Below are 12,673 nucleotides of genomic sequence, written 5' to 3' on the forward strand. Positions count from 1 at the left end.
AAAATCGATTAGTTGATGAGGCGGCTCAGGGCGGCCAGCCCGAGGACCGAACCGATGGCCAGCATGGTCCAGATCAGCCCCAGAATCAGAAACCAGGCCATTCGCTGCGTGCTGCTCAGGTCATTGCGCTCTCTCCCTCGTTCCGGGAGCGGGAGGCGCCAGAGATGGGCGGGTCCGGCAGCGACCAGATATGGCTGCTGCGCTTCCCCCATCTCGTAAATCCCCTGGCGTTCTCGCCGCTCGACTGAGGACGAGAAACTGTCCGAATCGGCGTGATCGGCAAGGTTTTGCGGTATGATCCCCAGCGATTGGGGAGTTACATTGTCCGTAACATTGAGCTGACGGGCGGCATCGAACCGGTCCTTCGCGCCCAGCAATCGGATGGCGAAACGGACGTGCTGGTCGACAGTGTTGGGCGAAATGCCAAGTTCGCGGGCAATGTCTTTCGACGAAAGATGTTGCCAGACGAGACGAAGGATCTGCTTCTGACGTTCGCTGAGCGCGTCGATGCCGGATCGGTCCATAGCGGTTTTATGTAGCGCGGGAGCCGCGCCAGCAACCCGTATGAATGCGCCGCTTCGGACAAAATGGCGGGCGGTCAGCTTTCCTTCGAAAGCTCGACGACGATCACCTCGATCGGTTCGTTACCGACATTGACGTCCTGATGCGTCGTGCCCGGCACATTGGCGGGCAGCCAATAGGCCTGGCCCGCCTTCCATTCGTGCAGCTCGCTTTCGCCGGTCGCCTCGAGGATCTTCATCGTCCCGCCCTTGAGCGCGATCAGCGCGCGGGGATGTTCGTGGCGATGGAAGGGCAGGGGGCTGTTTGGCGCGATCACCGATTTCCACACCCGCGCCTGCGGATTCTGGAACAGGGGCGTGCGCCCGGTCTGCGCGGTTCCGGCCGCATTGCCGATGCCCGCAGCCCCAATGATCGCCAGCGCCGCGACCAGCCCGATCTTCCCGTTCATATGCTCGCCCCCTTCGAGATTGTAGGCGGAGCTTATCAGCGTGTCTGCGCCGCGCAAATCCGCCGATCGTGGCGTTGCGGGCGGGCATGCGCGCGGATAGCATTCGGGTCGGGCAGGCGATGGGGGGCGGCGCGATGCGGGCTGGTCGGGTTCGGAAGATGGGGCTTCTCGTGGCGGCCTCGCTGCTATCGGTCGGTGCATCGCCTCCGGCCTTCGACGTGACCGAGGCGTCGATCGCCGATCTCGATACGGCGCTGGCGGACGGCCGCGTCACTTCGCGCCACCTGGTCGAAGCCTATCTCGCGCGGATCGCGGCTTATGATCGTGCGGGGCCGCGCCTCAACGCGATTGTCCGCACCAATCCCAAGGCGCTGGCCGAGGCCGACGCGTTCGATCGCGAGCGGCGGACCAAGGGGCCGCGCGGGCCGCTCCACGGCGTGCCGATTCTGGTGAAGGACAATTACGATACTGCCGGCATGCCGACGAGCGGCGGCACGCTCGCGCTTGCCACGCTGCAGCCCACAGCCGATGCCGAACAGGTTGCGATGCTCCGCAAGGCCGGCGCGATCATCATCGGCAAGACGACCATGCACGAACTGGCGGCGGGCACGACCACCGTCTCCTCGCTGACCGGCTATAGCCGCAACCCTTATGATCCCGCGCGCTCGCCCGGCGGATCGAGCGGGGGCACGGGCGCTGCGGTCGCGGCCAGCTTCGCGGCGGCGGGGATGGGCAGCGATACGTGCGGGTCGATCCGCATCCCGTCGGCCTATCAGAACCTTGTCGGCCTGCGCGCGACCAGCGGGCTTTCGAGCACGAAGGGCGTGATGCCGCTGTCGCATACGCAGGACGTGGCGGGGCCGCTCGCCCGTTCGGTCGACGATCTCGCGATCATGCTCGACGCCACCGTGCCCGATCGCGTCGACGGCAAGTCGCGCGGCTCCTACCGCGCTGCGCTGCGCGGCGATGGGTTGAAGGGTGCGCGCATCGGCGTGCTGCGCGGCTATTTCGGGCCGGTGCCCGATTATAAGGAGGGGCAGGATCTGGTCGATCGCGCGCTCGGCCAGATGCGCGATGCGGGTGCGGACCTGACCGACGTGACGATCCCCGGCCTCGACGACATGCTGGCGGACAGCGCGCTGATCCTGCACGAGTTCAAATATGATCTGGCCGCCTATCTGGCGGCGCAGCCTTATCCGCCCGTCGCGTCGCTGTCGCAGATCCTGGCGCTGGGTCTCCAGCACGACGAACTCGATGCGCGCTTCCGCCAGCGTGACGCGCCCGCGCAGCGCGACGAGGCGGCCTATGCCAGGGCGATGGAGAAGCGCGCGGCGGTCCGCGCGGCGGTGCTCAAGCTGATGGCCGAACAGCATCTCGACGCGATCCTCTATCCCACAACGCTGCGCCGCCCGCCGCTGATCGGCGGGGATGAGAGCGGCATCCTGCCCAGTTGCCAGCTGAGCGCATCGGCGGGCCTGCCCGTCATCGCGATCCCCGCGGGCCTCACCGATCGCGCGCTGCCGATCGGCCTCGAACTGATGGGCGCGCCCTTTGCCGAGCCGACCCTGCTGCGCCTCGCTTACGGGTGGGAGCGGGTGGCGCATCCGCGCAAAGCCCCGTTCAGCACGCCGCCTTTGATCGACGGCAAGGGACCGGCGGTGCGGACCTTCGCAACCGCGGCCGGCTCCGCCTCGGCACGCTTTCGCTACGATCCGACGACAGGCGCGCTCGACGTGACCGCCGAAGCTGGCGTGGCCGCTCCGGACGTGATCGCACTGACGATCCACCGCGGGGCCGCAGACGGGGCTCCGGGGCCGGTCCTCGCCAATCTCATCCTGCCCGGAAGCGCCAACGGGACGGCGCATATGGTGCTGCCGGCGCGCGATCGTGCGGAGTTGCTTGGCGGCAGGCTTTACCTCGCGCTCTATACGCGCACGGCGCCGCTTGGCTCCGGACAGGCAGTTATTGTTCCGTATCCGTAAGGCAGCGCCGAGACGTCTCCGTCATAACGATGGCAATATGATGGAGGGAATGATGGGAACACTTCATACGATAACTTCAGGTATCGTTGCACTATTGGGGGCGGCCCCTACCATCGCAGCGCCCTTTTCTGGCCCACATGTCGGTATTCAACTGGGTGCGGTTGAGCGTTCCGCATCCGCGACGATCGCCGGCCGCACGTTGAGGGGGAGCGATACGGCGTTCTCCTATGGCGCGCTGGCGGGCTACGATCTGTCGCTCGGGCAGGCGGTCGTCGGCGTGCAGGTCGAAGTTAATGGCGCGACAGGCGCGGTTCGGGCGGATGACGGCGCCGGCACCTTCAGCGATTTCGATCCCAAATGGGGTTATGCGGTGTCGACGCGGGCCGGATTTCTCGCGACCCCCAACCTGCTTCTCTACGGTCGGCTGGGCTATTCGGCCGAGCGAGTCCGCGAAGTGTTCGGTGGGCCGACCATCCTGATCGTGGCCATCCCGCCCAAGGCGAGGTGGCTGAGCGGATCGCAATATGGCGGCGGGGCCGAGTTCGCGCTGTCGCCGACGACGTCGATCCGCGCCGAATATCGCCGGAACGACTATACGAGCCGCTACAAGGCGAACCAGTTTCTGACCGGTGGCATTTTCCGGTTCTGAGGAGGATCCTGATCGCCCGTCGACAGCGCAGCCATGCGGTGGCCTAAAGTCCGGCGGGCGATAAGGAGAGAAGAATGCCGCAGGATATTCAGCGCGTCGTGGACGAGCGCGCGATCGAGAAATTGGTGCTGGGTTATGCGCATGGCGTCGACACGCGCAGCCCGGAGAGCTTCACCGCGCAGTTCACGCCCGATGCCCGGCTGTTCGGTGCGGGCTTCGAATATAAGGGCGCCGATCTCGCGAAGATTCCGCCGCAGCTGAACCGCTATGTGCGCACCTATCACACCGTCCTGAACAAGCGGATTTCGGTGGAGGGCGATTCGGGCGCCGGCGAAATCTACTCGCTCGCGCATCACCTGACCCCGCGCGATGATGGCAAGCATGACGATTTCGTCATGCACATCACCTATCACGATCGCTACGCGCGCACCGCCGATGGCTGGCGGATCGCCGAGCGGCAGGTGGTGACCGAGTTTACCGAGGATCGGATCGTCGACCGGAAGATCTGACCGCCGCCTACCCCAGATCGGCTATCCGGAGCACTCTCCGTTTGCTAGGCCCGATTCGATAAAGACGAAAAAGCGGGGAGAGGCATGGCGAAGATCACCATCACCGACATCATCGATGCCGCGCCCGGCCGCGCGGCGGAGGTGCACAAGGCCTATATGGACGATTATGCGCCGACGGCGCGTGCGCGGGGCATGGAGCTGGAGCAGGCGCTGATCAGCCCGCCCATCTATCTGACCGGGCAATCGAACCGGCTGACCTTCGTGTGGAGCGTGCCCGACACGGCCGGCTTCTGGAAAGCGCGGCTGGGTGGTGCTGGCATGCCGGCGGTGCGGGGCTTCTGGGCGAAGATCGCGCCTTTGGTCGTCTGGCGCGATCGCCGCGCGCATGAGGAGGCCGCGGCCCATGTTTAAGCAGACCGCGCTCATCACCTTTACCCCCGATAGCGACGCCGCCGCGCGCGACGCGCTGATCGCCCGCGCGACCGAGCAGGTGAAGGCCGATCTCAGCTATGTGGGCGACGGCCTGCCCGTCAGCTTCATGGGCGGCGACAAGGTGTGGCACGCGCATTTCGCCGACGAGGCCGCCTGGGCCGCGAGCGGGATCGATGCGGTGCTGGACAGCATCGAGGCCGATCCGATCGTGCAGCAGCTCGACGCGGCGGCCTATGCCGTCTCGCGCTTCGCGGTGCCGCAGCCGGGCCTAACCGACGGCGTCTATCGCGCGCTGTTCCTCAGCTTCTTCAAAGAGGTCGATCCCGCGATCGAGAAGCAGTTCGCCGACGAGACCGCGGCGATGCCCGATTATATCGATACGATCGTCAACTGGGCGCTTAACCCGGTGGTGAAGGCGCGCGGGGCGAAGACGTGGCACTATGTCTGGGAACAGGAATATGCCTCGCTCGATGGCTTGCGCGGGCTCTACATGTCGAGCGCCTATCATTGGGGGCATGTCGATCGCTGGTTCGACTGCGAAATGCCCGAGTTCATGATCGACGACCGGCTGTGCCACAGCGCCAGCACGCTCACGAAAAGCGTGATGGCTGATTACGCGCGTTAAAGCCCCGTAAGGCCGTAGAACGCACCACGCAGGACGCGGGCGGGCGATCCCTGGTGGCGCTCGATCGCGCCCGCATCGCGGGTCGCCAGCAGCGTGAGCAGGCCGAGGGCGCGCAGGGCGCGCGGCCAGCGATGCGGATTGACTGTCGCCAGACGCTCGGCCGCCATCCGGCGGGCCTGTGGGCCGGCGTCATGGTCGCTGATGCGGTGGCCGAGATCGGCAAGCGCCCAGCCTTCGCCTGCCGCCGCGATATCTTCCGCATCGGCGCCCAGTGCGCGCGCTGCCAATGTGAACAGCACGGCGCCGCGTGAGGCGTGGAGGCGCATCATCTCCTCGTCGGGCATCTCGCTGTCGAGCAGCGCGGACCAACCTTCCTCCAGCGCCGATAGCGCCGCGCCGCTAACCCCTGTGGTCAGTAGCGTTGCGGCGACGCGGGCGAGCAGCGGTTCTGCGGGCGCCTCGCGCATGTCGAGCGCGGCCAGTGCGTCGCGCCACCAGACGAGCCGCATCGCGCCGATCGCCGGTTCGCGTGCGGCCGCGACGATCGCGCCCATCCGCTCATCGATCAGCCACAGCGTTTCGAGCGCGGGGCGGGCGGGGGCAGGGGCGTAGGCGAGCGCCAGCCGGCGCTCCGGATCGGCCAGGGCGAGAGGGGTCAAGCGGCGCCGTCGGCTTTCAGGTGGCGCGCAAGGCAGGCGATCAACTCGCGCCGCGAGAAGGGCTTGCGGATCAGTTCGAAGCCGCCGCTATAGCCGCCGATAATCTCGTCGCTATAGCCCGATGCGAGGATGATCGGCAGGCGCGGGTGCATCGACCGGATCTTCTTGGCGAGGCTGACCCCGCTGATCCCGCCCATGACGATATCGGTCATGATGATGTCAAACCCGTGCTTGTCGCGATCGAGGATCGACAGCGCCTCTTCGCCGCTCGGGGCGTGGGTCAGATCGAAGCCCAGATCCTCCAGCATGATGCCGATCACGTCGGCGATATGCTCGTCATCCTCGACGAACAGCATGCGGGAATCGAAGGTCAGATCGTCGAGCACGGAGGTTTCGCGCGCGCTCGGCACACCACCGACCGAAGCCCCCGTGCCGATCAGGCCCATCGAGGCGCGGACGGGCACAAGCCCGTCCGCAGTGCGCGCGAAATCGTAACCGCCGTACATCATCCGCGCGCCTCGTTACCTCGTGAGTCGTCCGGGTTGGTTAGTCCTTGTAACACACGGACTTGACCGCACCCACTACGTCACTGACCTTAATCAGCGCCGCCTTTTCCAGGTTCGCGGCATAGGGCATCGGCACGTCTTCGTTGGTGACGCGGCGGACCGGCGCGTCGAGATCGTCGAAGCCGTCTTCCATCGCGATCGCCATCAGTTCCGACGCGATCGAACAGACCGGCCAGCCTTCCTCGACGATGACCATGCGGTTGGTCTTCTTCAGGCTCTTGAGCACGGTCGCCTTGTCGAGCGGGCGGATCGTGCGCAGATCGATCACCTCGGCGTCGATGCCTTCGCCTTCCAGCTGCTTGGCGGCTTCCAGCGCCAGGCCAACGCCGATCGAATAGCTGACGATCGTGACGTCATTGCCGGCCTTGGCGACGCGCGCCTTCCCGATCGGCAGGACATAATCGTCGAGCTTCGGCACATCGAAACTCTGACCGTAGAGCAGCTCGTTCTCCAGGAACACGACCGGATCGGGCGATCGGATCGCGGCCTTGAGCAGGCCCTTCGCGTCCGCTGCCGAATAAGGCGCGATCACGATCAGACCGGGGACGGCGGCATACCAGGGGGCATAGTTCTGGCTGTGCTGCGCGCCGACGCGGGCGGCGGCGCCGTTCGGGCCACGGAACACGATCGGGCAACGCATCTGGCCACCCGACATATAATTGGTCTTGGCGGCCGAATTGATGATGTGATCGATCGCCTGCATGGCGAAGTTGAACGTCATGAATTCGATGATCGGCTTGAGACCGCCCATCGCCGCGCCCGAACCGATGCCGGCAAAGCCATATTCGGTAATCGGCGTGTCGATGACGCGCTTGTCGCCGAACTCGTCGAGCAGGCCCTGCGTGACCTTATAGGCGCCCTGATATTGCGCGACTTCCTCGCCCATCACGAAGACGTCGCCGTCGGCGCGCATTTCCTCGGCCATCGCGTCGCGCAGCGCTTCGCGGACCGTGGTCTTGACCAGCTCGGTACCCTCGGGAACTTCGGGCGCTTCGTTGGTGTCCACGACGGCGGCGACCATCGCGTGCGTGGCGCTTTCGGCCTTCTTGGGCTTTTCCTCTTCGGAAGCAGGCGCGGGGGCCTCCTTCGGCGCTTCGGCCTTGGGTTCTTCCTTCTTCGGTGCGGGCTTGGCGGCGGCGGATGCGTCCTCGCCTTCCTCGACCAAAGTCGCGATGACGGTGCCGACCTTCACGCCCTCGGTGCCCTCGGCCACCGCGATCGAAGCGATCGTGCCTTCGTCGATGGCTTCGAATTCCATCGTCGCCTTGTCGGTCTCGATCTCGGCCAGGATGTCACCCGACTTGACGGCGTCGCCTTCCTTGACGAGCCATTTGGCCAGCGTGCCCTCCTCCATCGTCGGGGAAAGGGCGGGCATCTTCAGTTCGATCGGCATCTCAGTAGCTTCCCACCAGCACGTCGGTATAGAGTTCGTCGGCCTCGGGCTCCGGCATTTCCTCGGCGAAATCGGCCGCCTCGGACACGATCGTGCGGATATCCTTTTCGAGCTTCTTCAGCTCGTCCTCGGTGACGCCGACGGCCTCCAGCTCCTTCTTGAGATGGTCGATCGGGTCGGATTTGTCGCGAACCGCCTGCACTTCGTCGCGCGAGCGATATTTGGCCGGATCGGACATCGAATGGCCACGATAGCGATAGGTCTTGAGTTCGAGCAGGATCGGGCCCTTGCCGGCGCGGACCCAGGCGACCGCTTCCTCAGCCGCGCCGCGCACCGCGAGCACGTCCATGCCGTCGACCTGGATGCCCGGAATGCGGAAGCTCTCGCCACGGCGATAGAGCTGATCTTCGGACGAGGCGCGATTGACGCTGGTGCCCATCGCATACTGGTTGTTCTCGATCACGAAGATGATCGGGAGTTTCCAGAGCTCCGCCATGTTGAAGCTCTCATACACCTGGCCCTGGTTCGCGGCGCCATCGCCGAAATAGGCCATCGCGATGCCGCCATCACCGGCATATTTATGCTTGAAGGCGAGGCCGGTGCCCAGCGAGACCTGCGCGCCGACGATGCCGTGGCCGCCGTAGAAGCGATGCTCCACGGAGAACATGTGCATCGATCCGCCCTTGCCCTTCGAGATGCCGGCGGCGCGGCCGGTCAGCTCGGCCATGATCACCTTCGGATCGATGCCGTAGGCGAGCATGTGGCCGTGATCGCGATAGCCGGTGATCACCGAATCCTTGCCGACTTCCAGCGCCGACTGCAGGCCGACGGCAACCGCCTCCTGGCCGATATAGAGGTGGCAGAAGCCGCCGATCAGGCCGAGGCCGTACAGCTGGCCGGCCTTTTCCTCGAAGCGGCGGATCAGGAGCATCTGCCGGTAGAATTCCAGCATCTCCGTCTTGGTCGCTTCATAGCGCGTCGGATCGGCGGGGCGCTCGCGGTTGGAGACGGCGGTGGCGGCCGGCGCAGCTTTCGCGGCGGGCGCTTTACGGGCGGGTGCTTTGCGCGCGGGGGAAGCTGCGCGCGGAGAGGCTGCTTTGGCCAAGTCGGGTTCCTTTGCCGGGGGGCGGTGGACTGCGGGGACTTATAGGCGGGCCGATCGCAATATCGCAACGCCCGATGATCAACCATGACACCGGTATCAATGCACGGCCGGCCTGTCTATGTTCGTCAGCCGATGATTAATCGACCAATTTAGTCGCGCGGGATGATGACTTCGTCGGGGCGGACCTGCCCTGTGGTGCGGCGTACGATCTCGTCGCCATAATCGGCATCGACATGGCGCGGATCGAGCAGTTCGGCCCGGTGGCGCAGCGTCGCGCGATAATCCTGCGCGGCCTTGAGCTGCGCCTGCTTGTCCTTCAGCTGCGCACGATAGCCGCCCAGCGCGAACAGCCCGTTGGGGCCGATCAGCGCGGCGCTGGCGAAATAGCCGATGATCAGGATCGCCGCCGCGGGGATCGCAGCGGATTTGACCATCTGAAGGATTGGCGCACGGTTCATGATCGCAAAGGAGAATCACGAAATCGTCGCCGCATCAACCCCTTGTGGCGATGCGGCGACTCGATTCGTCGAATCGTGTCCGTAATAATCCTCCCCCGCCAGGGGGAGGTGGCGCCGAAGGCGACGGAGGGGGCGGGTTCGACCAACTCGAATTGGCCACCATCCTCCCCCTCCGTCAGCTTGCGCTGACACCTCCCCCTGGCGGGGGAGGATTTAAGAGGTCAGGCCAGCGCCTTCAGCGCGGCGCGGCCGGCATAGGTGGCGATCGGGCCAAGCTGCTCCTCGATGCGGATCAGCTGGTTATACTTGGCAAGCCGGTCCGAACGCGCGAGCGAGCCGGTCTTGATCTGGCCGCAGTTGGTGGCGACGGCGAGGTCGGCGATCGTCGAATCCTCGGTCTCACCCGAACGGTGCGACATGACGGCGGTGTAGCCCGCGCGCTGCGCCATCGTGACGGCTTCCAGCGTTTCGGTGAGCGTGCCGATCTGGTTGACCTTCACGAGCAGCGAGTTGGCGAGGCCGTCCTTGATGCCCTGCGCCAGACGCTTCGGGTTGGTGACGAACAGATCGTCGCCGACCAGCTGCACCTTGCCGCCGATCTTGTCGGTCAGGATTTTCCAGCCTTCGAAATCGTCCTCACCCATGCCGTCCTCGATCGAGACGATCGGGTAACGGGCGCACAGTTCGGCCAGATAATCGGCCATTTCGGCGGGCGAACGCTTCACGCCTTCGCCGTGGAAATCATAGACGCCGTTCTTGAAGAATTCGGTCGCCGCGCAATCTAGCGCCAGCACCACGTCCTCGCCGGGCTTGTAGCCGGCCTTTTCGATCGACGACATGATGAAGTCGAGCGCGTCGGGGGCCGAGGCGAGGTTGGGGGCGAAGCCGCCTTCGTCGCCGACCGCGGTGGCCAGACCCTTTTCGTGCAGCGCCTTCTTGAGCGTGTGGAAGATTTCCGAGCCGCAGCGGACCGCGTCGAACAGGCTGTCCACGCCCACCGGCATGATCATGAATTCCTGGAAGTCGATCGGGTTGTCGGCATGCGCGCCGCCGTTGATGATGTTCATCATCGGCACCGGCAGCACCTGCGCCTGGACGCCGCCGACATAGCGATAGAGCGGCAGGCCGCGCGCATCGGCGGCGGCGCGGGCGACCGCAAGGCTCGCGCCCAGGATCGCGTTCGCGCCCAGGCGGCTCTTGTTTGCGGTGCCGTCCAGCTCGATCATGCGCAGATCGACCTCGGACTGGTCCTCGGCCTCCATGCCGACGATCGCTTCGGCGATCTCGCCGTTCACGGCCTCGACCGCTTCGGACACGCCCTTGCCGAGCCAAAGCTTGCCGCCGTCGCGCTTTTCGACCGCTTCATAGGCGCCGGTCGACGCCCCCGACGGGACCGCCGCGCGGCCGAAGCTGCCGTCCTCCAGCAGCACGTCGACCTCGACGGTCGGATTGCCGCGGCTGTCGATGATCTGGCGGCCATGAACCTCGATGATTGCGGTCATTTCGGGGACGAACCTTTCTGCTGGGCGTGGGCTTGCCGGGCCTGTATCGGTGGTAAGGATATTAGGCAAATATGAAGTCGTTTCGGGTCTGGAAACGGAACGCTATCGTCCACACATGGTTTGTTGAACGATGGTTTGAACCACCCGACAGGGAGATCGAAGATGGCGGCGGAAGACGGCAAGGGTTCGGCATTCGACGACGCGAAGGATGCGTTCACCTCGACGATGTCGGGCTTCGCCGACACGGCCAATACGAAGGCCAAGGAATTCACGGTGCAGGGCAAGGACCGCACCACCGAGGCGCTCGACAATGTCGCGACGCTGATCGGCGACGCGGCCAATGCGGTCGATGAGAAGCTGGGCGCGCAATATGCGGGCTATGTCCGCCAGGCGGCCGAGGCGGTGACGGGCTTTTCGGACAATCTGAAGGCCAAGGACGCCGAGCAGCTGTTCGAAGATGCCAAGGGCATGATCCGCAGCAGCCCGGCGATCGCGATCGCCGCTGCCGCCGCAATCGGCTTCGCGGTGGCGCGCGTCGTGAAGGCAGGTTTCCCCGAAGGCACGGAGACGGGCCACGGGTCGCCTGCGGCTGACTCTACCCCTCCGGCGTCGGAGCCTGATGCCGCGCCGAAGGGCTGATTTTGGCGGATCGGGGCGAAGGCGAAGCTGCAGCGGGCGGCGGTGATGAGCCGATCCGCGCGCTGTTCACGCGGTTAACGGCCGATATCCGGACGCTGATCGAGGCGGAGGTCGCGCTCCTCCGCATCGATTTCTACCGGCGGATCGCGCGCGCCAAGCTGGCGATCATCCTGATCGTCGGCGCGCTATTGCTGGGCCAGGCGGCGGCGGTGGTGCTGCTGATGTCGTTGGCTTTCGCGTTGTCGCCTTATCTGACGCCGTTCGGCGGGGCGATGGTGGCGGCGCTGATCGGCGCGATCGCCGCCGGGCTGTGCGCGAAGATGGGCATGAAGCGCCTCGTCTCGATGATCGAGGATGACGATCGCGACGATAAGCCGCAGGGTGCGATCGAGCCGTTGATCGAGCGCGCCCGCGCCCGCAGCCGCACGGCGCGCGCCGCGGTGCTCGATGCGATCGGCGATACGCAGGCGCGGCTCCACCCGCGCGCCCTGCTCGAGGATCTGACCGAAGAGGTTCTCGATCACGCGCAGTCGCTGGCGCATCGCGTCGTCGAAAAGGCCCGGCGTCAGCCGATCCGCACGATCCTGTGGATCGCGGGCGGGGCGCTGTTGGTCCTGCGGCCGCGACTGGGTAAATTTGCTTTCAAGGTGGCGGATCGTCTCGGTGCAACCCGAACGGGCGCCGTTGGTTACAGGGGCGAGGGCGCCGTTACGCCGGCGCAACCGCCCGCTTCCGAGGAGACTGGTCGATGACGAAGGTCAAGGATAGCGCCGAGCGTGCCGCGACGCTGGCGAGCGCGAAGCTGAATGAATCGGCCGAGGCCGTGAAGGCCGGCTATGAAACCGCCAAGGCCAAGGTGGGCGAAGGCGTCGACAGCTTTCCGGTCGTGGCGCTGGCCGCCGGCGTCGCGGTCGGCGCGGTCGTGGGCGCGCTGCTGCCCAAGACGAAGAAGGAAGGCGAACTGCTCGGCCAATATGGCGGCGAGATCGTCGATCGCGCCAAGGCGGCGCTGACCGCCGGCAAGGATGCGGGCAGGGCCGAACTCGACGCGGCGGGCTTCAGCACCGATGCGGCGGGTAAACAGGTCGGCAAGCTGATCGAATCGATCGCGAAGGTCGCCGAGACGGCGGGCAGCGCGGCCGCCGGCGCGATCCGCAAATAACAGGTTCAAGCCGGGTTCACCG

The 12,673-nt window shown here is 65.7% G+C and carries 16 protein-coding genes; 8 read left to right on the forward strand and 8 right to left on the reverse strand.

What is annotated here, in order from left to right:
• Positions 1–8 precede the first annotated feature (8 nt).
• Together EOD43_RS15100 and EOD43_RS15105 are read right to left on the reverse strand one after the other, a co-directional pair.
• Positions 9–524 (reverse strand): helix-turn-helix domain-containing protein, encoded by a 516-nt coding sequence (locus tag EOD43_RS15100; protein ID WP_127744877.1) that lies wholly within the window; start codon positions 522–524, stop codon positions 9–11.
• Positions 525–598: 74 nt separating this feature from the next.
• Positions 599–970, reverse strand: coding sequence for a cupin domain-containing protein (locus EOD43_RS15105; protein WP_127744878.1), 372 nt, complete (start codon positions 968–970; stop codon positions 599–601).
• Between the two features lie 158 nt (positions 971–1,128).
• On the opposite strand from EOD43_RS15105, the gene EOD43_RS15110 reads away from it, so the two are divergent.
• From EOD43_RS15110 to EOD43_RS15130, 5 genes are all read left to right on the forward strand, one after another.
• Entirely contained in the window at positions 1,129–2,952 is a 1,824-nt protein-coding gene (locus EOD43_RS15110; protein ID WP_240653256.1) for an amidase, read from the forward strand.
• A 52-nt stretch (positions 2,953–3,004) separates the two neighbouring features.
• A complete protein-coding gene (locus EOD43_RS15115; protein ID WP_164857252.1) occupies positions 3,005–3,601 on the forward strand; it encodes an outer membrane protein in 597 nt (198 codons plus the stop codon).
• Between the two features lie 74 nt (positions 3,602–3,675).
• A complete protein-coding gene (locus tag EOD43_RS15120; protein ID WP_127744880.1) occupies positions 3,676–4,110 on the forward strand; it encodes a nuclear transport factor 2 family protein in 435 nt (144 codons plus the stop codon).
• Positions 4,111–4,194: 84 nt separating this feature from the next.
• A complete protein-coding gene (locus tag EOD43_RS15125) occupies positions 4,195–4,521 on the forward strand; it encodes a hypothetical protein (RefSeq protein WP_127744881.1) in 327 nt (108 codons plus the stop codon).
• Positions 4,514–5,167 (forward strand): Dabb family protein, encoded by a 654-nt coding sequence (locus EOD43_RS15130; protein WP_127744882.1) that lies wholly within the window; start codon positions 4,514–4,516, stop codon positions 5,165–5,167. The genes EOD43_RS15125 and EOD43_RS15130 overlap by 8 nt, the downstream gene beginning before the upstream one ends.
• Here the strand turns inward: EOD43_RS15130 and EOD43_RS15135 are convergent.
• From EOD43_RS15135 to eno, 6 genes are all read right to left on the reverse strand, one after another.
• Positions 5,164–5,826, reverse strand: a complete 663-nt coding sequence (locus EOD43_RS15135; RefSeq protein ID WP_164857253.1) for a hypothetical protein — start codon at positions 5,824–5,826, stop codon at positions 5,164–5,166. The two genes, EOD43_RS15130 and EOD43_RS15135, sit on opposite strands and share 4 nt — an antisense overlap.
• Positions 5,823–6,335: a response regulator gene (locus EOD43_RS15140; RefSeq protein ID WP_127744883.1), complete on the reverse strand. Its 513-nt coding sequence runs from the start codon at positions 6,333–6,335 to the stop codon at positions 5,823–5,825. Before EOD43_RS15140 ends, EOD43_RS15135 begins: the two co-directional genes overlap by 4 nt.
• 37 nt (positions 6,336–6,372) lie before the next feature.
• Positions 6,373–7,785, reverse strand: coding sequence for a pyruvate dehydrogenase complex E1 component subunit beta (locus tag EOD43_RS15145; RefSeq protein ID WP_127744884.1), 1,413 nt, complete (start codon positions 7,783–7,785; stop codon positions 6,373–6,375).
• Position 7,786: 1 nt separating this feature from the next.
• Positions 7,787–8,890, reverse strand: a complete 1,104-nt coding sequence (gene pdhA / locus EOD43_RS15150; protein ID WP_127744885.1) for a pyruvate dehydrogenase (acetyl-transferring) E1 component subunit alpha — start codon at positions 8,888–8,890, stop codon at positions 7,787–7,789.
• A gap of 149 nt (positions 8,891–9,039) precedes the next feature.
• On the reverse strand, positions 9,040–9,348 hold the full coding sequence (locus tag EOD43_RS15155) for an FtsB family cell division protein (protein ID WP_127744886.1): 309 nt from the start codon (positions 9,346–9,348) through the stop codon (positions 9,040–9,042).
• Positions 9,349–9,569: 221 nt separating this feature from the next.
• Positions 9,570–10,850 (reverse strand): phosphopyruvate hydratase, encoded by a 1,281-nt coding sequence (gene eno / locus EOD43_RS15160; RefSeq protein ID WP_127744887.1) that lies wholly within the window; start codon positions 10,848–10,850, stop codon positions 9,570–9,572.
• A 162-nt stretch (positions 10,851–11,012) separates the two neighbouring features.
• On the opposite strand from eno, the gene EOD43_RS15165 reads away from it, so the two are divergent.
• From EOD43_RS15165 to EOD43_RS15175, 3 genes are read left to right on the forward strand one after another with little or no spacing between them, the layout of a single operon-like run.
• Positions 11,013–11,489, forward strand: a complete 477-nt coding sequence (locus EOD43_RS15165; protein ID WP_127744888.1) for a hypothetical protein — start codon at positions 11,013–11,015, stop codon at positions 11,487–11,489.
• 2 nt (positions 11,490–11,491) lie between these two features.
• Entirely contained in the window at positions 11,492–12,241 is a 750-nt protein-coding gene (locus EOD43_RS15170) for a phage holin family protein (protein WP_164857254.1), read from the forward strand.
• Positions 12,238–12,651: a hypothetical protein gene (locus tag EOD43_RS15175; protein WP_127744890.1), complete on the forward strand. Its 414-nt coding sequence runs from the start codon at positions 12,238–12,240 to the stop codon at positions 12,649–12,651. Before EOD43_RS15170 ends, EOD43_RS15175 begins: the two co-directional genes overlap by 4 nt.
• Positions 12,652–12,673 lie beyond the last annotated feature (22 nt).

The sequence above is a fragment of the Sphingomonas crocodyli genome (assembly GCF_004005865.1).
In the GTDB taxonomy this organism is placed as follows: domain Bacteria; phylum Pseudomonadota; class Alphaproteobacteria; order Sphingomonadales; family Sphingomonadaceae; genus Rhizorhabdus; species Rhizorhabdus crocodyli.

Bases quoted from the DNA above. Each gene is read 5' to 3' on its own strand.
- EOD43_RS15125 (WP_127744881.1), top strand. From the start codon at position 4,195: ATGGCGAAGATCACCATCACCGACATCATCGATGCCGCGCCCGGCCGC.
- EOD43_RS15105 (WP_127744878.1), bottom strand. From the start codon at position 970: ATGAACGGGAAGATCGGGCTGGTCGCGGCGCTGGCGATCATTGGGGCT.
- EOD43_RS15140 (WP_127744883.1), bottom strand. From the start codon at position 6,335: ATGATGTACGGCGGTTACGATTTCGCGCGCACTGCGGACGGGCTTGTG.
- EOD43_RS15155 (WP_127744886.1), bottom strand. From the start codon at position 9,348: ATGAACCGTGCGCCAATCCTTCAGATGGTCAAATCCGCTGCGATCCCC.
- EOD43_RS15100 (WP_127744877.1), bottom strand. From the start codon at position 524: ATGGACCGATCCGGCATCGACGCGCTCAGCGAACGTCAGAAGCAGATC.
- EOD43_RS15130 (WP_127744882.1), top strand. From the start codon at position 4,514: ATGTTTAAGCAGACCGCGCTCATCACCTTTACCCCCGATAGCGACGCC.
- EOD43_RS15175 (WP_127744890.1), top strand. From the start codon at position 12,238: ATGACGAAGGTCAAGGATAGCGCCGAGCGTGCCGCGACGCTGGCGAGC.
- EOD43_RS15165 (WP_127744888.1), top strand. From the start codon at position 11,013: ATGGCGGCGGAAGACGGCAAGGGTTCGGCATTCGACGACGCGAAGGAT.
- eno (WP_127744887.1), bottom strand. From the start codon at position 10,850: ATGACCGCAATCATCGAGGTTCATGGCCGCCAGATCATCGACAGCCGC.
- EOD43_RS15115 (WP_164857252.1), top strand. From the start codon at position 3,005: ATGGGAACACTTCATACGATAACTTCAGGTATCGTTGCACTATTGGGG.
- EOD43_RS15110 (WP_240653256.1), top strand. From the start codon at position 1,129: ATGGGGCTTCTCGTGGCGGCCTCGCTGCTATCGGTCGGTGCATCGCCT.
- EOD43_RS15145 (WP_127744884.1), bottom strand. From the start codon at position 7,785: ATGCCGATCGAACTGAAGATGCCCGCCCTTTCCCCGACGATGGAGGAG.
- EOD43_RS15120 (WP_127744880.1), top strand. From the start codon at position 3,676: ATGCCGCAGGATATTCAGCGCGTCGTGGACGAGCGCGCGATCGAGAAA.